We start from the raw sequence: 17,613 nt of genomic DNA, 5'->3' as shown, positions 1-17,613 counted from the left end.
CGGCGGCGTCAGCGTCAGGTCCGGGGTCAGGTTTTTGGGCCTGGTTCCAAGCTGCCGATCCGGGCACAGCAATGGCCAGGGCCAGGTTCCGGAAGGACGTTGTCAGCACTAAGACCGGATGCGGTGGCCGCGCCCTTGAGGAACGCGCCGTTCATGGCGCAGACCACCTCCTCATGATCCTGCGAAAGCCGATGGAACGGACAGTTAAGCAGTCGGTACCCTCCCGCGTCATCAGCCATTGGCTCATAGCCGAGGTCCGCCAAAGCACCCAGGAAATCGCCGGGCCGGCCCGCTTCCTGGCCCTTGCGGCCCGCAACATCCAGCAAAGCGTCCCGCACGGGAAGTTCCCCTTTCAGGGAACGCGTGATAGCCGTAGCCATCAGATCCCCGGCGAGATCGTACTGGCGCTCAGGAACAGAGGCACCAACCTCATCCATGGCCGGGCGGTAGAGCTTGGCAGGCCGACCCGAACCAGGCCCGGCTTTGTCAGAGGACTTTCTGAACTCCACCTGCAAGACTCCGTCCTTCACCAAACGATCCAGATGGAAGGAGGCCGTGCTTCGGGGAATACCGAGGGCACGGGCCGCTTCGTCCCGACCGACCGCATCTGCGGCGCCGCGCACGTAGGCGAACAACACCCTGCGGTTGTCGTCGTCCAAGGAGGCGATCGCCGAGATCCTTTGGAGCCAAGAGTGGCGTGCAGTGGTCATACAGTCAGAATATCTCTAAAAACAAGATTCGTTGCTTAAACTTCGGCTCGGATCTAAAATCAAGTTACCTATTTTTAGAAAGGAATGCGTCATGGAAGCCGCAACCACCCACATGAGCCCGAAGTCCAGCCACAGCGACCTCCGGGACCCTTCCCGGCAGGCCTTTCTCCTCCTGAGGACGGTCTTCACGATTGCCCCGATCATTTTCGGGCTCGATAAATTCAGCAACCTCCTGGTGGACTGGACTGTCTACTTGGCGCCCGCAGCCACCGCCGTGGTACCTGTTTCAGCCCAGACCTTCATGTACGGCGTGGGAGTCATCGAAATTATCGCCGGCATCCTCGTCGCCCTGCGGCCACGCTGGGGATCCCTCGTTGTCGCAGCCTGGCTGCTCGGCATCATCGTCAACCTGCTGGTGCTTGGCTCGTTCTTCGACGTAGCGCTGAGGGACTTCGGCCTGCTGGTGGGAGCACTCGCGTTGAACCGCCTGGCCACCGCGTTCAAGAAATAACTCTCAGGCTGGTGGGACCACGGCCAACCGGGACTGGACCTCAGCCCTGGCCTTGGCCAGGGTCCCGCTATCCGGACAAGCAACCGATATGTAAACAGAGGAAGCCGGGCTGCTGAAAAGCCTGGCAAGGACCACGGAAGCGACACCGCCGGAAGCCGGAGCTGATTCCAAGGCCAATAATTCCACGCTATGCTCCGGCTTGCCCGAATCCTGGCCCCACCGCAATGAGGCCGGCGTTAGCTTGTCCACAGCGATGCCTGGATCCACGTAACGGAACAGTTCCTTCGTGGACGCGGCGTCATCCCCCGGCACTACCAATGGCCCCTGGTTAAGGCTGACCCGGACAACCACCGCGCACCCATCTGTCTTTGCGTACCGGGTTTCACCTTGCAAGCCGGAGTGCACAACGGACCATCCTGGCGCCTCCTCCAGGCGGCTGGACACTAATACCGGGTCTCCGGGCGCCAAAGTTCCTCCCGCGTCCAAGGGCAGGTCCTTCGCGGCGAGAGCCTCAGCATCGTGTCCGGGCGTGATGGTTGGGGTGGAAAGCGTCGACTCCGAAGGTGAAGGCTTCGGTGCTGCGGGGTCAGGCACGTTCACACTGCATCCGGCAAGCAGCGCACCCAAAGCAGCCACAGCAGGCACGACGCCCAAACCAGGTACAGCGCCCACCAACGCCCGGAACTGCCGTCGTCCAACACCCCGCGTCATTGGCGATCCTTTCTTTTGCCGGCCAGCCACGTCTGCCGCGATCGAGTCTAACCTCCCGCCACAGCGGACCGTGGCCGGCGGACCTCAGACTGGTCAAACGGCTCCGGGCAGTTCAACTATGCAAGGACGCGCAGACCCCCGGGCACAACCTCGACCTCCACAGGCAATCTGCCCACGCGCTCGCCGTCGGCGTAAGCCACAACGCCTTCTGCCTCCAACCGCACCTTCCGGACCCGGCGGATCTCCACGGCCGGATGGCCAAGGTGTTTGCCGGCGAACGCCTTGGGAAACACTGCCAGGAAATTCAGCCGCGATAACTCCTTGACGATGAACAAATCCAGCCACCCGTCGTCGGGTAAAGCATTGGGCGTTATTCTCATCCCGCCGCCGATCGATTGGCCGTTCGCCACGGAAATCAGCAACGCCGGTTGGCGCCACTGCCCGCCGTCGGCCGTCACTGTGTATTCGATACGCCGGAAGGAACCGAGTTCCCGGAGCATCGCCAGGTTGTAACGGCTCTTTCCCTTGGGCCAACGCCACGAGTTCGCCCTCTCATTGACGGCAGCGTCAAATCCAGCAGACAGGACCCCCGCAAAATAGCTGCTTCGGCCGCCTGCGGTGACGCGTCCGGCGTCGATCTTCCGGCCGCCCGATGGCATTGACGCCAGCAAACGATCGCACGCCGCCTTTGTGTCCGTGAGTGGCAAGCCCAGCAATCTGGCAACATCATTGCCAGTGCCAGCGGGAACAATTCCCAGGGGAACGTCCTTTCCGGCGAGCGCATTGACACCCAAATGGACCATGCCGTCCCCGCCCACCACAACCAGCGCACTGATGCCTGCAGTTATGGCCTCATCAACCAGGGTTCGGAGGTCGTCATAGCTTCCTGCTTCCAGCACGACGACGTCACAACCGCCAGCGCGAAGGGAGGCTGCCGCCTCGTCCCCGGCGAGGCCGCGACGGCCGAACGATGCTGTTGGATTTATGGCAAGGGCGATCTTCTCCGCCGAGTGCGTGGGATTCTTGGGCGCCGGAGGATTCACCTGCTGAATTATGCCAGCCGGGAACCACCGCGCCCGCTGCCGACGTTCTCATAGTGGCTGGATAAACTGGCCATACCGCCCCGCGAGTGGAGCGGACCACCATCCTAGAGAAGGGCCTGTGCTTGGCCGAGGGCAGCAGTTCCCACTATCAGGTTCTTCGCGTGTCCGTCACTGCGACTGACAAGGAGATCAAGGTGGCCTATCGGAAGGCCGCACGGATGGCCCACCCCGATCACGGCGGCGAGGCCGAAATGTTCCGTCGCGTAACGCTCGCGTATGAGACCCTGATTGATCCGAAGCGGCGGGCCGAGTATGACCGCAGGTATGCCAGCGGCGCTTCCGGACGCAGCCAACCGCGTCCGGGAGACTATACGGGTGCATCTGCGCCCGGTCCGGCCACCAGTGCCGGGGTCAGGCGTCCGCAGGCCCAGCGCAACACGGCAGGCGATCCGCCCGTTTACGTTCCGGCCTTTGATGACCCGCTGGAGGTTCCGCTCATTTCAAAAGCGGAAGCCGCCCAACAGGTCCATGGATTGCCGCGAAAACGTGGCATATTCGGTGCCGAAGCGCGCATCCAGCGCGAGATGCGTACGGTTCAGCTCATCAGCAGGCAGGTCCTGCCCGCCATCCCCGCCGCAAGGCTCATCAATGGGCTCCGCTCCCCCTCTGACAACAACCACATCGACCACGCGGTGCTTTCCGGCTACCGGCTGGCGTTGGTTGGTTCCATGCTGTTGCCCAAGGGCGCCTACGCGTGGGACGGCAATTCGCTGCGCCACGGCGGCCGGGCTGTGGCTCCGCCGCAGCTGGCCCACATTGTCCGCCACATGCAGGACCTCTTCCCTGAGTTGAACGTCACCGGCTGGGTGGTCCTGCACAGTCCTGACGGCAACCTGCACGAACCGGTCATTGACCAGTACGGCAAAGGACAGTCCAGCCATAATGCGGTTGAGGTGGTCAATGGTGCAGGATTGGTCCGCGGTTTGAAGCAGTTCCTTGGTTCAGGACCAGCACCGAACACCGTGGTGGTTCCAGTTCTTGCCCGCTTGCTCCGCGGCATGCACTGACATCTTGCTTTCGCCGGCACTGGGTGGCTCAGAATGAAGCCAACGCAATGGGACCGGCTGCGATGGGACCGGCTGGGACGGGACTGGCTAGGATGGGACGGTGTTCCGCATCCTCTTCCACACTCCAGAAATCCCGGGCAATACGGGCAACGCCATTCGTTTGGCCGCCATCACCGGCGCCGAACTCCATCTGGTGGAGCCTCTGGGCTTTGACTTTTCCGATGCCAAGCTGCGCCGGGCGGGCCTGGACTACCACGATCTCGCCGTCGTCACGGTCCATAAGGACATCAACGCGGCATGGGCAGCCCTGCAGCCTGAGCGTGTGTTTGCGTTTACGTCCGACGGCGAAACGTCCTACACGGATATCAACTACCGTGAGGGTGACGTACTGATGTTCGGCCCTGAATCTGTCGGGCTCCCGGATTGGCTGAAGAAGGATTCGCACGTCACTGCCCGGGTGCGGCTCCCGATGCGGCCTTCCCTGCGTTCACTGAACCTGGCAAACGCCGCGTCCATCGCCGTTTTCGAGGCGTGGCGCCAGAACGGATTTGCCGGCGCCAAGGTGTAGCCCATCCACGGCGCCCGCAGCTGCGAATAACCTATGCAGGATGAATTCCTGCTTTGGACATTCGATGAGGGAGCAACATGAGCGCGCTCGAGGCCAGGGTAGTGACGGCAAGCTGCACCGCCGCGCCACTCCCTCGTGCTGCCCGTTTCAAACCGCACGACTTATGCTGGACAGTGATGGACACCCCCAACAATCCCGGTCCCCCGGTCGTCGAGACTTCCGGGACCGCGAAAGACCTGAACCCGCAGCTCGCGGGACTGCTTGAGTTGGTTGCGGCTGGCGACCAAGAGGCCTTTGCCGAGTTCTACCGATTGACGTCCAAACGCGTCTTCGGCATGGCCAGGCGCGTCCTGGTCGATTCCGAGCTGAGTGAGGATGCCACCCAGGAAGTCTTCATCCAGGTCTGGCAAGGCGCCGCAAAATTCGACCCCGCGGCCGGCAGCCCCCTGGCTTGGCTGATGACCATCGCGCACCGCCGGGCCATCGATCGCGTCCGTGCCGTCCAGGCGGCCACAGACCGCGAAGCCCGATACGGGGCGGCGAGCCAGGAACTTGATCGCGACGTCGTGTCCGAAGAAGCCGACACAAACTTTGAGGCCGAGGCAGTCAGCCGGTGCCTGGGCACTTTGACGGACACCCAGCGCGAGTCCGTCCGCCTTGCCTATTACGGTGGGCTCACTTACCGGGAGGTCGCTGAGCACCTCGGTGCCGCAGTTCCCACCATCAAGTCCCGCATTCGCGACGGACTCCTGCGCTTGAAGACCTGCTTGGGGGTGGGCTGAATGAGCGAGAACAACGGTGGAGGATTTGTCCGCAGAATGTTCGCCAATGACATCGCAACCGACTTGGCCGAGGGCCGTGTCCTCGAACTCGCGGAAATCTATGCCTTGGACGCCGTCACTGAATCCGAACGGGCACTGATTGACGAATACGTCAAGGACGCTCCGGAAGGTCCAGCGTTCCAGGAGCGGGTCCGGCAGGCCCGCGAGACCCTGGTGGTGGGTTTCACTCCTGAAGAAGAACCGCCCCCTGCCGTCTTCGCCAACATTATGGACCGGATCAACCGGGAATCTGCCATGGACTCCCCCGCCAGGACCGGCATTAATGTAGAGGCGGAGCCAATCCTCGACGAACTGGCCCGCGCCAGGACCAAGCGCGGAGAACGCCGCCTCGGGCGGGGACGCGCATGGCTGGTTGGCGCAGCGGCTGCTGCCGTCATCGCTTTGGGTGGCGTAGGTGTCGGCGTGTACGTTGCCGGCCAGAACGATCCCGTGAACCAGGTCCTGCAGGCCCAGGATGTCCAAAAGAAGACGGCCCAGGTTCCCGGCGGCGGGACGGCTACAATTTCAGCTTCCTCCACCAAGGACTCCTTTGTGGTGCTGATGGACGGCGTAGCCCCGGCCCCCGACGGTAAGGTCTACCAGTTGTGGACGTTGCCGAAGGATGGGTCAGCCCCCGTGCCGCAGGGCACTATGGACGCCGAGACGTTGTCCAAGCCGGCAGTGGTGAAGGGATTGTCCTCAGCTTCCTCGGTGGCCATTACGGTGGAGCCCGCTGGCGGATCAAGCTCGCCCACGCAGCCGCCTGTGTTGGTGGTTCCGCTGAGCGCCTGATGTCAGCCAAGGCTGGCCCCAACGCTTAAGGCCCGACGGCGGCCGTCCCACCAAGGTGGGGCGGCCGCCGTCGTTCTTGCCTGCAGTTGACCGGCAGCTACAACACGAGCGACAACAGCATCACGAAGCCGAACCCAACCAGGGAGATCAATGTCTCCATCACAGACCAGGTCTTGAAGGTCTGCCCGACTGTTAGGCCGAAGAGCTCCTTGACCAGCCAGAAACCGGCATCATTCACGTGCGAAAGGAACAATGAGCCTGCACCGATCGCCAAGGCGAGCAGTGCCGCGTGGGTTGGGGTCAAGCTGCTGGCCAGGGGCGCGACAATGCCGGCGGCAGTCACGGTTGCAACAGTTGCCGAGCCTGTAGCGAGCCGGAGAGCCACCGCCACAATAAAGCCCAGCACGAGGACGGACATGTTGGCCCCTTCCGCCCACTTCTTGACGGCGTCGCCCACGCCGGCACCAATCAATGTCTGCTTGAACCCACCGCCAGCTCCAACAATCAGAAGGATTGCTGCGATCGGGCCCAGGCTGTCGCCCAGCTTGGCAGTGATCTTGCTGCCGGTGAATCCCACTGCATACCCGAAGCTCACAATGGCAGCGAGTACGGCCAGTGTCATGGCCACCAGGGGCTGGCCCACGAAATCGAAGAAGATCCTGATCATCGGAGCGGTTGCGGCGTCCGGCCAGATGATGTCACCCAAAGCCTTTAGCAGCATGAGGACTACCGGGAAAATAATGGTCAGCAGCGTCACCAGGAACGAGGGCTGGCGCTTGACGTCGCTGAGGTCAGCGCGGTGCTGGGTGTCGATGCCACCCGCCACGGCGGGAGCGTCCACCGGAACCCACCGCGCAGCCAGCCGCGAGAAAAGCGGTCCACAAATGATGACCGTGGGAATGGCCACGAGAATGCCCAGGCCCAGTGTTGTTCCCAATTCGGCTTTCACAGCGCTGATGGCAATCAGCGGCCCCGGGTGCGGGGGCACCAAGCCATGGAGCACTGAAAGGCCCGCCAAAGCCGGGATTGCGATGCGCATGAGCTTCATCCCGGATCTCTGCGTCACGAGGACAATCACGGGAAGCAGGAGCACAAGACCGATCTCGAAGAACATCGGCAGGCCAATGATCACTGCCACGAGCGTGATCATCCAGACGATCTTGTTGCCGGTGGCTTTGGCCAACAAGGTGTCCACTACCCGGTTGGCTCCACCGGAGTCCGCAAGCAACTTGCCAAGCATTGCGCCCAAGGCAATCAGCAGGCCGACTTCCTTGAGGACGCCGCCAACTCCGTCCTCAAAGTTGGTAATGACCTTGCCCAGTTCCACGCCCGAGGCGAGGCCGACAAACGCCGAGCCCAGCACCAGCGCCAGGAATGGGTGGAGTTTCAGCTTTGCGATCAGAACCACGATCAGTGCAATGCCCACGGCTGCCACCACAAGAAGCTGGGTGTCGTGCCCGGTCCACTCCTGTACCTGCGTGGCAGTTTCCACGGCGATCACGTGGCGCTCGCTTCGGAACCTGCACCCACGGGGCGCAAGCCGAGCCGCTCGATGACTTCGTCCGCTTCCTCAGCGGGCGATGCTGAAACACACAGCGAGATATAGTTCTCGTCTTCCGTGGGTTCCTCGAGTGCTTCAAACTGGGACTCCAGGAGCGACGGCGGCATGAAGTGGCCGTGCCGCGACGCGAGCCGGTCCGAGATCTTGTCTTTGCTCCCTTGCAGGAAAACAAAGACAACCCCTTCGCCCCGGAGTACGTCGCGGTACTTCTTCTTCAATGCCGAGCACGTGATGATGGCCGGCGTACCGGCATCGGTGTGTTCCCGGATCCAGTCGGCAATGATGCCAAGCCAAGGCCACCGGTCCTCATCGCTGAGTGCCTGGCCCGAGTGCATCTTGGCCACATTCGCTTCCGGATGGAGGTCGTCGCCTTCGGCGAGATCCCATCCAAGCTTTCCGGCCAGTACGCCGGCTACTGTCGACTTGCCCGAACCGGAGACTCCCATAATCACCAGTACGGGTTGCTGTGCAGTCTTCGCCATCAAAGTCTGCCTTCCTCGAATAAATATGATTTAACCGAGGTCCAGCATATGACACGGGTTACATATCGGCAATGTCAGAAGCCGGCGATAGTACTGGATCCGTTGACGGACACCACGTGGAAACTCTCAGCACTGGTCCCGGCAGGAAGCCCTGCACGCGCACCATTGGCCATCAACATGCCACGGACCACGCGCTCCATCCCCTCTATGTCCGGGTGCTGGCTCGCGTGGATGCGGATCGCATCGAGCTTGGCATCAACATGCTTGGTGACGTCCACGAAATGGTTCTCACGGTCCGCTGGACTGGAGATAAACCAGAGCCAGGGCAGTTTGTAGGCCGCGAGTCCGGCCTCAGCCAACTCAGGGTACGCAAAGGGATTCTCCACAGCGGGATATACCGCCCTGGTCACGGCTTCCCCGGCTGCGAGGTGGTCGGGGTGGCTCTTCTGAAGGCGGTCCCAGTTCCGTTCCGGGTGCATGGTCAACACGATGTCCGGGCGGATTTCCCGAATGAGCTTCACAACCTGCTTGATGACGTTGTGTGTCGGCTCGAGGTAGCCGTCGTGTTCGTGCAGGTACCGGATGTCGTTGACTCCCACCAACTCGGCTGCGCGTTGCTGTTCGGTGGCACGGAGTTCGATGATGCGTTCCCGGTCAACGGGATCAAACCCGCCGGCGTCGCCGTCAGTCATGATGCAGTAGGTGACCTGAACGCCCGCAGCAGTCCAGGCAGCTATGGTTCCTGCAGCTCCAAAGTCGATGTCGTCAGGATGGGCAGTAAAACAAAGCACCCGCTCAACACGCTCCGTGGAGGCGTTGAACGGGCTCTTTGCTGACGGAACGCCAGAAGTCAAAGGGATCAGCCTTTCCGCTTTTTGATCTCAGCTGTTGCCTGCGGCACGACTTTGAACAGATCGCCGATGATGCCGAAGTCCGCGATCTCAAAGACAGGAGACTCTGCATCCTTGTTGATGGCCACAATGACCTTGGATGTCTGCATTCCAGCCTTTTGTTGGATTGCTCCTGAGATGCCTGCCGAAATATACAGCTGCGGAGAGACAGTCACACCGGTTTGGCCCACTTGCGCGTCGTGGCCAATCCAGCCAGCATCTGTTGCTGCACGGGAAGCGCCAACGGCAGCACCAAGGGCATCAGCGAGTTCTTCCAACGGGCCAAAGTCGCCATCGACACCCCGCCCGCCGGCCACGACGATCCGGGCCTCGCTGAGGTCGGGCCGACCACTGGCGGGCTTCTCCGTGCGGGAAGAGATCCGGGCCGCATTAGCTGCTGCGTCCGCAGGAACCTCAACCTTGGCTGTCGTGGGAGCTGTGGCTGCGCCTGCAGGCTCTGTTTCGACGATGTTCGCTTTTACCGAAAAGACCGACACTGGAGTGGTGGCCTTCGCCGTGGTGTTGTACGAACCCGCGAGAACCGACTTGTGGGCGGTGCCATCCGCATCCAGACCAACGACATCCGTGATGACTCCGGCGTTCAACTTAATGCCGAGTCGTCCCGCGATCTCTTTGCCCTCGGGCGAGTTTTCGATCAGGACAGCCGTGGCGCCTGAAGCCGCCACTGCAGCCGCGAGGTACCCGGCCTTTGGCGCAACCAGGTAGTCGTCAAGGTCCTCCACAGAGGGCTGGTAGATCGTCGCCACGCCATAGGCACCCAAGGTGGCAGCGACGTCGTCGGTTAATTCACCGTTGATCGCGACGGCGGTCTCCCCCAGCTTCCGCGCAAGGGTCAGGAGCTCCAAACTGCTCTTCTTGAGCGCGGCCCCGGGGTTATCAATGAAAACAAGTGCATTAGCCATGGTTGGAGTCCTTTAGAGCAGCTTCTGTGCGGCCAGGAAGTCGACGAGCTTGATGCCGGCGTCGCCCTCGTCGGTGATGATCGTACCTGCGGTCCTGGGCGGGCGGGCAGCTGCAGACTCCACAACTGTCCACGAGCCTGCTTGGCCTACCTCGGAAGGATCGACACCGATATCGGCAAGCGACAACGAGGCAATCTTCTTCTTCTTGGCTGCCAGGATTCCCTTGAAATTGGGGTATCTCGGTTCATTGATCTGGTCTGTGACCGAGACGAGCGCCGGGAGCTGCGCTTCGACGGTTTCCGAGTGGGAGCCGGCATCGCGACGTGCCACGACAGTTCCGCCGTTAACCTCGAGGCTGGACGCAAACGTAAGCTGCGGGAGCGACAACCGCTCGGCCAGCTGGGCCGGGATGAGCGAGGTCTCGCCGTCCGTGGAAGCCATGCCGGTCAGGACCAGGTCCACCGGGCGTCCGTCTGCGGAGAGATGGCGGATGGTGGCTGCAAGCGCCAACGAGGTGGCAGCGGCGTCCGAACCAGCCAGCGCGTCATCGCTCAGGTGGACTCCGGAGTAGGCGCCAATCTGCAACGACTTCTTGACTGCGTTTACCGCACCGGAGGGTCCCATGCTGAGGGCAATGACCTCGTTGCCGGCTTTGGCCCCGCCACGCTCTTCAGCCAGCTGCAGTGCTGCCTCAAGGGCGTACTCGTCAAGTTCGGACAAGATGCTCTCATCGCGGTCAGTTGTGTTGCCGGGTCCGGTGATGTGCCGGTCGAACTGCGCGTCCGGGACGTGCTTGACCAGAACGACAATCTTCAATGTCTCTTCCACTGTCTTCGAAGCAGCCTTCCATGCTTGTGGACGGCCAACCGCAGGAGCGTGGCCGTGAATTGCCCAGCGCGTGGGCTTCCCCTAGCTAAGCATATTGCCCGCAGAAACCCGCAGAAAAACGACTGTGCGTTAACGCCTGTTTCATGAGCTACGTCAACAGAGGCACAACGCCTGCGTCAACAGGAGGGCGGGTGACACCTGTGAGGTGGCACCCGCCGTCGTCCGCTTTGCCAGCAGGTTCCTGCTGTTGGGGTTGTTACTGCTGTGCGGCGTCCAAAGTAACTTCTACTTCCTGCGGCTGGCCGTTGCGCTGAATGGTTACCTTGACCTTGGCACCGGCGGGCTGTTCGCGGACGGCCGCGGTCAATTGGTTGGGATCAGTCACCTGGTAGTCACCGAACTTGGTGACGACGTCGCCAACCTTGATGCCTGCCTTGGCCGCGGCCGAACCCGTTGTCACCGAGGCCACCTCTGCGCCAACCGAGAACCCTGAATCATTGTTCGTGGATGACTTCGATCGTACAGAGACACCAAACTGGCCATGGCTTGCCTTGCCGGTATCGATGATTTCCTGTGCAACGCGCTTTGCGTGATTGATCGGGATGCTGAAGCCCACACCGATGTTTCCGGTGGAGGAATCCGCTGTGCCACTGCCCGCCGAAGCAATAGCCACGTTGACGCCGATGATCTCGCCCTTGCTGTTTACCAGTGCGCCACCGGAATTGCCCGGGTTGATGGCTGCGTCTGTCTGGATCACGTTGATCGAAATCGAGCCCTCATTGGCACTGGGCTGGCTTTGGCCGCCACCTGGAGGTGCAAACTGGAAGCCCTGGTCACCGCCCTGGGAATTGTCAGTGCCTTCCTTCGGGGCGGCAGAGGAAGCGACGCTAATGGTGCGGTTGAGGGTGGAGACAATACCGTCCGTGACAGTGCCCGTTAGGCCAAGCGGCGAACCAATCGCGACGGCGGTATCGCCCACGTTGATTTTCGAGGAATCCCCGAGTGTGGCCGGCACCAAACCGGACGTATCGTCCACCTTGATAACTGCGAGGTCGGAGAGCGGATCAGTTCCAACAACCTTCGCCTTGAGAACCTTTCCGTCACTGGTGCGGACCTCGATGGCAGCATTGGATGTTGCACCATCAAGCGTGACGACGTGGGTGTTGGTCAGGATGTGGCCTTGGTCATCGATAATAATGCCGGACCCTGTTCCGCCCTCGTTTCCACTGGTTGCCTTGATGGTGACCACGCTCGGCGACGCCTTGGCTGCTGCTGCCGTGATGACGTTGACGTCGTCCTTGTTATTCACGATCACCGTGCTCGACTGGCCACCACTTGAGGCCGCCGGTGCCGGGTTGTCCAAAAGCGCGGTGCTGCCTGCCACCACACCGCCACCTACGAGGCCGGCGGCAAGGATGCTGGCTATGAGCGTTCCGATACCGAATGCCGGCTTGCGCTTGGTGCCAAGGGAGGACTGCTGGCCCGGAGCGCTGTGGAGGTTTGGGTTCCCTGGATTGCTGCCTCCGCCATAAAACGGCTGGTGCTGCGGGTAGTTGGGACGATGCCCCGGGTCTTGGTGCTGGGGACCGCCGTAGTACTGCGGCTGGCCTGTGTTTCCGTGAGGCTGGCCGGTGCTTCCCTGCTGGCCGGTGCTTCCCTGGGAACCCGGGTTGCCGTCAGGGCGTGTGTTGGTGTGCAGACCTTGGTTTGCGTTGGTGTGAGGTGCCGGTTGGGCCGGCGGCTGAAAGGCCGGCAGCGGAGTCGTTGCATGCGGACCGGTTCCCTGCCCGGAGTTCCAGCCAGACTGCTGCGCCTGCTGCTGCGGCTGCTGGTGGGTGGCAGCGGAGTCAGGCCTCGCAGCGGGATCCCGCGGCTCGGACGGATCACGGTTCTCTGGTGCGGTGCCCTGCGCTGGGTTCTCCGTCATGGGTCTTCCTTTCATCCTTGTCTTCCATAACTATGGCCCTTTTTACTGGAACAAAATCGGACGTTCGCTGGGAGCTTCCTGAAAGCCGTTGGCCGTGCTCCAACAGAGCCCACGTTGAGGCCAACATGGCAACCGCACAGAGCCTCAACGCCCAGGCATCGCGCGTTTCTCCTGTGTTTCGCTGGTGGCATATTCAAGGCTGTGGACGGGGTATGGGGTGCACCATAGAATCAAGTGGAATTGCCACAGCGACCTGCGGCTTTACAAACCATGCGTGGGGGCGCTGAGCATTCTGTGACGATTGGTTCGCCTTGTTCCAGTCGCATACGTGCTGAAGGGTTGCACATGCGGTCAATAGTGAAACGTGTACTCGCCGTGATTGGCGTGGCTGGAATGTTGGCCCTCCCGGCCAGCGCCGCCTGGGCTGCGGATCCGGTGACCATACCGTCCGGCACAAACATCGTCGATGACGCCAACGTCCTTGGCAGCCGGAAGGGCGAAGTTCAGGACGCCATCCAGAAGACCCTCAAGGACCACAAGTACAACCTGTACGTGGTTACGGTGAACTCCTTCGAAAACCCTTCCTCCCCTGCGGACTGGGTTAAGGCAGTTGCCACGAAGAAGGGCATGGGCAAGGCCGATGCAATCTTGGCGATATCCACAGCCGGCCAGTACAACTTTGCCTTGAATTCCGGGAGCTCCATTTACTCCAAGCAGTCCACCATCGCGCAGAATGCCGTGGCAGCGAACCTGGGCGGCGGCAAGAAGGACTACGCCCAGGCCGCCATTGACACCGCTGCTGCCATTGGCGACGCGGCAGGCGGTGGAAGCGGTACCGTGCCAAGCGGCAACGGCAGTGCCGGGGTCCTCGTCGGTGTTGGCGTAGTAGCAGCAGGGGGCGCGGCCACCTATCTCTACCTGCGAAACCGGCGCAAGAAGGCCGGCCAGGCGTCCAGTGCCAGCTACGGCCCGCAAGGACAAGAGCTTGACCCGCTGGCAGCACTGAGTATTCCAGAGCTGCGCCAGAAGAGCGGCTCGCTGCTGATCGAAGCTGATGACGCCATCAAGTCCAGCGAACAGGAGCTCGGCTTCGCCCAGGCCCAATACGGTGACTCTGCGATTGGCAACTTCACCAAGGCCCTGCAGGAAGCCAAAGCCCATATGACCGAATCGTTCAAGTTGCAACAGCAGCTGGACGACCATATACCGGACACCGAGGAACAACAGCGCACATGGCTCGGAGAGATTATTCGCCGTTCAGAAGCGGCCCTCGCATCACTACGTGACCAGAAAGCGGACTTCGACTCCCTTCGTGAACTCGAGAAGAAGGCCCCGCAAGCGTTGGCCACAGTCACCGCAGGCGCCCGGGAGGCCGACTCCAGGATCGCCACCGCAGAGCAATCCCTCGAGGGCCTCCGCAGTAAGTACGCCGAATCTGCCTTGACGCAGGTCTCAGACAACATCCTGCAGGCCAAGGAACGCCTTGCTTTCGTGCAGAACGCTGCCACCACCGCCCAGGAAAAACTGGCTGCCGGCGAAAACAGCCTGGCTGCCGTAGCTGTCCGCGCTGCCGAAGAGAGCCTGCACCAGACAAACGTCCTGATCGATGCCATCTCCAAGACTGCAGGCAGCCTTGACGAGGCACGCGCATCGCTGGAAAGCGCGGTTGCGGAGACCAGCCAGGACCTCGCGCAGGCCAGGGCCATGATCCAGTCGGGTGAACATCCCGAACTCGCTGGGCCCGTGGCTGGTGTGGAGGCGGCGCTGGGTCAAGTCAAGGCTGAAATCCAAGGTGGCAAGATCGACCCCATTGCTACGTTGACCCGCGTAGAAACAGCGCACCAGGCGCTTGATCAGTCGTTGTCCGGCATCCGGGACCAGCAGGAACAGGCCCGCCGTGCCCAAGCATCCTTGCAGCAAACCATCATGGCGGCACAGGCCCAGATCAGTGCTACCTCGGATTACATCACGGCCCGTCGGGGTGGCGTTGGCACGGAGGCCCGCACCCGGCTCGCCGAGGCCCAGCGCAATCTCGACTATGCTTTGTCGATCTCGCGCAATGACCCGGTGACGGCTCTGACCTATGCCCAGCAGGCACACTCACTCGCCGCGCAGGCAGCACAGCTGGCGCAGGCCGACGTCGACCACTTCGGCTATGCCGATCAAGGCTACGGCCGCGGTGGCATGTTCGGCGGTGGCGGCGGAGGTGGCGGTCTTGGAGGCGCGATCCTCGGCGGCATTCTGATTAACTCCATCTTCAACAGCGGTGGCGGCGGTTGGGGCGGCGGCCACAGCGACGGCGGTGGCGGCGGCGGGTTCTTCGGCGGCGACTCCGGCGGCGGCGACTGGGGCGGCGGTGGAGGAGACTTCGGTGGCGGCGACTCCGGAAGTTTCTAGCCCCACAGTTTAGATGGGGTCCATGCCCCGTCTAGGAGCGGTACAACAACTGATCACTGATTTCAGTGGCTTCCACTGAGCAGGACGAAAGGCAACACCATGGTTAAGCAGTCCATTTTCGGTCGGATCTCGCAGCTCGCCAAAGCAAACATCAACGCTTTGCTGGACCAGGCTGAGGACCCGCAGAAGATGCTGGACCAGATGGTCCGCGACTACACGAACAACATTGCTGAGGCCGAGTCCGCAGTGGCTCAGACCATCGGGAACCTCCGCATGCTGCAGGCCGACTACAACGAAGACGTCAAGAACGCCCAAGACTGGGGCAACAAAGCCCTTGCCGCGTCACGCAAGGCCGACGAATACCGTGCTGCCGGGGATACCGAGGATGCCACGAAATTCGATAATCTGGCCAAGGTTGCCATCCAACGCCAAATGACGGCAGAGTCCGAAGCCAGGGCCGCCGAGCCCAGCATTGCGTCCCAGACTGAGGTTGTGGACAAGCTCAAGAGCGGGCTTGACCAAATGAAGAACAAGCTCAACCAACTCACTGCCAAGCGCAATGAACTCGTGGCCCGTTCCAAGACCGCTGCTGCGCAGTCGCAGGTGCACGATGCCCTGAAGAGCATCGACATCATGGACCCCACGAGTGAAGTTGGCCGCTTCGAAGAGAAGATTCGTCGCGAGGAGGCCAAGGTCCTGGGCCAGCAGGAACTTGCTGCATCCAGCTTGGACGCCCAGTTCAACCAGCTGGAAGACCTTGGGGAGCAGACCGAAATTGAGGCGCGTCTGGCAGCTCTGAAGTCCGGCGGCAGCAAGCCTGCGATCGGGGCCGGTGCCCCTGCCTCCAGCGGTGCAACCATCGACGAAACCGACTTCGACAAGCTCTAACAACGTAGGGCATGGCAGCCCTTTGATGTTGCCTGAACCATGAAAACTGGCCGGATCCCTCTTCGGGGTCCGGCCATTTCGTTTTCTGTGCAGAACTTTGCCTACAGCGGGGAGGCCTCCAATGGATCCTGGCTGGGGCTGGCATCTGTGGCCACTTCAGCACGAATTTCGAAGCCCTTTGGGTGAAAATATGTCACAGTGCATTCCAGGACTTCACCGTGTGCTCCCAGCGTGGTCCTTTCCAAGCGCGGAACCATGGGAAATTCGCGGACATTCAGGGCATCAGCGAGGTGCTCCGGCGGGGCGTGCATCGTGACGTTGATTTCAGCACGCTGGAGGGGCTTGGATGTCCGGTCCTGGATCACCTGGTAGATGGAATTGCGCTCGGCGTCCGCGAGGCTGATGTGACGGCCAATGTGCGAGGGAATGAAGATCTCCGCGATGGCATAGGGCCAACCGCCGCTTGAATAGGAGCGACGGATCACGAGGACAAGGTTGTCATCGGATACCAGCTTGGCTGGCACCGACCTATCCTTCTCCATCCATTTGTATTCAATCAGGCCTTTGACAGTCTTCATTCCTGCCGCTGTGAACGTCTCCATGAAGGGCGCCAGGCGGTTCAGCATCCGTACCGGACGCTGGGCCATGACGAAAGTTCCCTTGCCCTGCCGGCGAACAAGCAGCCCCTTCACAACAAGGCTTTCTATCGCCTTGCGGACCGTAGTACGACTGATCCCGTACTCGTCCATCAATGATTCTTCGGTCGGGATCCGTGCGCCCGGTTCCAACCGGCTGACTTGATCCGTCAGTACGTCTGCAACCTGCTGGTAAACCGCTACAGGGCTGTTCCTCTGCAGGGCGTGTCGATCCAGGCCCTGGTTGTAGTCTTCCTTGACCATCCGGCCTTCCCATCCATTCCCGGCGTGCAGCCGTTCCGGATTTGATGCTAGCACCGGCACTGAACGCGAACACCGGCACGGCCGGGCCTGTGCCGCACAAACAAAAGGTCCGGATCAGTGAAACTGATCCGGACCTTTCTCCAGTTGCGGGGACAGGATTTGAACCTGTGACCTCTGGGTTATGAGCCCAGCGAGCTACCGAACTGCTCCACCCCGCGCCGCAAGAACAACTCTACCGCACCAGGCAGGGTGCTTATGACCATAATGGGTTGAAGGTGCTGCAGATCACGGCCCTGGGGTTGGCCAGCAAATGGTCGCCAGGCTCGCGGCGAAATCGACCTTCCGAGCCTGACTCTGACCCTGCGCCAACTCCGGCCCGAACACCCGGGGAAAACAAAAGATCCGGACCAGTAAATACTGATCCGGATCTTTTCTCCAGTTGCGGGGACAGGATTTGAACCTGTGACCTCTGGGTTATGAGCCCAGCGAGCTACCGAACTGCTCCACCCCGCGTCGCAAGAACAACATTACCGTCCGGTGAATGACAGACCAAATCCTGGCGACGTGACGTGCATCTCCCCCCGTCAATATCGCT

Annotated in this window: 17 protein-coding genes and 2 tRNA genes; 7 read left to right on the top strand and 12 right to left on the bottom strand. The window is 61.5% G+C overall.

Annotation, left to right across the window (positions count from 1 at the left end; all coding sequences use genetic code 11):
• Positions 1–26 precede the first annotated feature (26 nt).
• Positions 27–710 carry a metalloregulator ArsR/SmtB family transcription factor gene (locus ACFX4T_RS00415; protein WP_216924052.1) on the bottom strand — a complete coding sequence of 228 codons (684 nt, stop codon included), beginning with the start codon at positions 708–710 and terminating at the stop codon, positions 27–29.
• Between the two features lie 91 nt (positions 711–801).
• On the opposite strand from ACFX4T_RS00415, the gene ACFX4T_RS00410 reads away from it, so the two are divergent.
• Positions 802–1,221 carry a hypothetical protein gene (locus tag ACFX4T_RS00410; protein ID WP_216924053.1) on the top strand — a complete coding sequence of 140 codons (420 nt, stop codon included), beginning with the start codon at positions 802–804 and terminating at the stop codon, positions 1,219–1,221.
• A gap of 3 nt (positions 1,222–1,224) precedes the next feature.
• Here the strand turns inward: ACFX4T_RS00410 and ACFX4T_RS00405 are convergent, their stop codons facing one another.
• Both ACFX4T_RS00405 and ACFX4T_RS00400 read right to left on the bottom strand, forming a co-directional pair.
• A complete protein-coding gene (locus ACFX4T_RS00405; protein WP_377650449.1) occupies positions 1,225–1,932 on the bottom strand; it encodes a hypothetical protein in 708 nt (235 codons plus the stop codon).
• Between the two features lie 116 nt (positions 1,933–2,048).
• Entirely contained in the window at positions 2,049–2,975 is a 927-nt protein-coding gene (locus ACFX4T_RS00400) for a diacylglycerol/lipid kinase family protein (RefSeq protein ID WP_377650448.1), read from the bottom strand.
• A 122-nt stretch (positions 2,976–3,097) separates the two neighbouring features.
• Between ACFX4T_RS00400 and ACFX4T_RS00395 the strand changes: the two genes are divergently transcribed.
• The 4 genes from ACFX4T_RS00395 to ACFX4T_RS00380 all read left to right on the top strand — a co-directional run bounded on the left by ACFX4T_RS00395 (position 3,098) and on the right by ACFX4T_RS00380 (position 6,223).
• The gene (locus ACFX4T_RS00395) at positions 3,098–4,042 is read left to right on the top strand and encodes a J domain-containing protein (RefSeq protein ID WP_377650616.1); all 945 of its coding nucleotides are present in this window, start codon (positions 3,098–3,100) and stop codon (positions 4,040–4,042) included.
• 100 nt (positions 4,043–4,142) lie between these two features.
• The gene (locus ACFX4T_RS00390) at positions 4,143–4,610 is read left to right on the top strand and encodes a tRNA (cytidine(34)-2'-O)-methyltransferase (protein ID WP_216924056.1); all 468 of its coding nucleotides are present in this window, start codon (positions 4,143–4,145) and stop codon (positions 4,608–4,610) included.
• 176 nt (positions 4,611–4,786) lie between these two features.
• Positions 4,787–5,392 (top strand): ECF RNA polymerase sigma factor SigK, encoded by a 606-nt coding sequence (sigK, locus tag ACFX4T_RS00385; protein WP_254186254.1) that lies wholly within the window; start codon positions 4,787–4,789, stop codon positions 5,390–5,392.
• Entirely contained in the window at positions 5,393–6,223 is an 831-nt protein-coding gene (locus ACFX4T_RS00380; RefSeq protein WP_223946433.1) for an anti-sigma factor, read from the top strand.
• Positions 6,224–6,320: 97 nt separating this feature from the next.
• Here the strand turns inward: ACFX4T_RS00380 and ACFX4T_RS00375 are convergent, their stop codons facing one another.
• From ACFX4T_RS00375 to ACFX4T_RS00350, 6 genes are all read right to left on the bottom strand, one after another.
• On the bottom strand, positions 6,321–7,724 hold the full coding sequence (locus ACFX4T_RS00375) for a gluconate:H+ symporter (protein ID WP_223946434.1): 1,404 nt from the start codon (positions 7,722–7,724) through the stop codon (positions 6,321–6,323).
• The gene (locus ACFX4T_RS00370) at positions 7,721–8,266 is read right to left on the bottom strand and encodes a gluconokinase (RefSeq protein ID WP_216924060.1); all 546 of its coding nucleotides are present in this window, start codon (positions 8,264–8,266) and stop codon (positions 7,721–7,723) included. The genes ACFX4T_RS00375 and ACFX4T_RS00370 overlap by 4 nt, the downstream gene beginning before the upstream one ends.
• Before the next feature lie 74 nt (positions 8,267–8,340).
• Positions 8,341–9,120 (bottom strand): PIG-L deacetylase family protein, encoded by a 780-nt coding sequence (locus ACFX4T_RS00365; RefSeq protein WP_377650447.1) that lies wholly within the window; start codon positions 9,118–9,120, stop codon positions 8,341–8,343.
• Positions 9,121–9,125: 5 nt separating this feature from the next.
• Positions 9,126–10,079, bottom strand: a complete 954-nt coding sequence (locus ACFX4T_RS00360) for an electron transfer flavoprotein subunit alpha/FixB family protein (protein ID WP_216924062.1) — start codon at positions 10,077–10,079, stop codon at positions 9,126–9,128.
• Between the two features lie 12 nt (positions 10,080–10,091).
• Positions 10,092–10,895 carry an electron transfer flavoprotein subunit beta/FixA family protein gene (locus ACFX4T_RS00355; protein ID WP_216924063.1) on the bottom strand — a complete coding sequence of 268 codons (804 nt, stop codon included), beginning with the start codon at positions 10,893–10,895 and terminating at the stop codon, positions 10,092–10,094.
• Between the two features lie 268 nt (positions 10,896–11,163).
• A complete protein-coding gene (locus ACFX4T_RS00350) occupies positions 11,164–12,834 on the bottom strand; it encodes a trypsin-like peptidase domain-containing protein (RefSeq protein WP_377650446.1) in 1,671 nt (556 codons plus the stop codon).
• A gap of 345 nt (positions 12,835–13,179) precedes the next feature.
• Between ACFX4T_RS00350 and ACFX4T_RS00345 the strand changes: the two genes are divergently transcribed.
• Positions 13,180–15,231, top strand: coding sequence for a TPM domain-containing protein (locus tag ACFX4T_RS00345; RefSeq protein ID WP_377650445.1), 2,052 nt, complete (start codon positions 13,180–13,182; stop codon positions 15,229–15,231).
• Between the two features lie 99 nt (positions 15,232–15,330).
• Positions 15,331–16,119: a PspA/IM30 family protein gene (locus tag ACFX4T_RS00340; RefSeq protein WP_216924066.1), complete on the top strand. Its 789-nt coding sequence runs from the start codon at positions 15,331–15,333 to the stop codon at positions 16,117–16,119.
• A gap of 101 nt (positions 16,120–16,220) precedes the next feature.
• Here the strand turns inward: ACFX4T_RS00340 and ACFX4T_RS00335 are convergent, their stop codons facing one another.
• From ACFX4T_RS00335 to ACFX4T_RS00325, 3 genes are all read right to left on the bottom strand, one after another.
• Positions 16,221–17,018 (bottom strand): GntR family transcriptional regulator, encoded by a 798-nt coding sequence (locus tag ACFX4T_RS00335; RefSeq protein WP_216924067.1) that lies wholly within the window; start codon positions 17,016–17,018, stop codon positions 16,221–16,223.
• 144 nt (positions 17,019–17,162) lie between these two features.
• Positions 17,163–17,236: transfer RNA gene (locus ACFX4T_RS00330), tRNA-Met, on the bottom strand.
• 221 nt (positions 17,237–17,457) lie between these two features.
• Positions 17,458–17,531: transfer RNA gene (locus ACFX4T_RS00325), tRNA-Met, on the bottom strand.
• Positions 17,532–17,613 lie beyond the last annotated feature (82 nt).

This window comes from Paenarthrobacter sp. YIM B13468 (genome assembly GCF_042788025.1).
Lineage (GTDB): Bacteria > Actinomycetota > Actinomycetes > Actinomycetales > Micrococcaceae > Arthrobacter > Arthrobacter aromaticivorans.
Note: the sequence above shows the minus strand (reverse complement) of the source record. Positions and strands in the feature narration are given on the sequence as shown.

Excerpts from the sequence above, each read along its gene's own strand:
- ACFX4T_RS00415 (WP_216924052.1), bottom strand. The coding sequence starts at position 710 with ATGACCACTGCACGCCACTCTTGGCTCCAAAGGATCTCGGCGATCGCC.
- ACFX4T_RS00410 (WP_216924053.1), top strand. The coding sequence starts at position 802 with ATGGAAGCCGCAACCACCCACATGAGCCCGAAGTCCAGCCACAGCGAC.
- ACFX4T_RS00405 (WP_377650449.1), bottom strand. The coding sequence starts at position 1,932 with ATGACGCGGGGTGTTGGACGACGGCAGTTCCGGGCGTTGGTGGGCGCT.
- sigK (WP_254186254.1), top strand. The coding sequence starts at position 4,787 with ATGGACACCCCCAACAATCCCGGTCCCCCGGTCGTCGAGACTTCCGGG.
- ACFX4T_RS00380 (WP_223946433.1), top strand. The coding sequence starts at position 5,393 with ATGAGCGAGAACAACGGTGGAGGATTTGTCCGCAGAATGTTCGCCAAT.
- ACFX4T_RS00370 (WP_216924060.1), bottom strand. The coding sequence starts at position 8,266 with ATGGCGAAGACTGCACAGCAACCCGTACTGGTGATTATGGGAGTCTCC.
- ACFX4T_RS00360 (WP_216924062.1), bottom strand. The coding sequence starts at position 10,079 with ATGGCTAATGCACTTGTTTTCATTGATAACCCCGGGGCCGCGCTCAAG.
- ACFX4T_RS00350 (WP_377650446.1), bottom strand. The coding sequence starts at position 12,834 with ATGACGGAGAACCCAGCGCAGGGCACCGCACCAGAGAACCGTGATCCG.
- ACFX4T_RS00345 (WP_377650445.1), top strand. The coding sequence starts at position 13,180 with ATGCGGTCAATAGTGAAACGTGTACTCGCCGTGATTGGCGTGGCTGGA.
- ACFX4T_RS00340 (WP_216924066.1), top strand. The coding sequence starts at position 15,331 with ATGGTTAAGCAGTCCATTTTCGGTCGGATCTCGCAGCTCGCCAAAGCA.
- ACFX4T_RS00335 (WP_216924067.1), bottom strand. The coding sequence starts at position 17,018 with ATGGTCAAGGAAGACTACAACCAGGGCCTGGATCGACACGCCCTGCAG.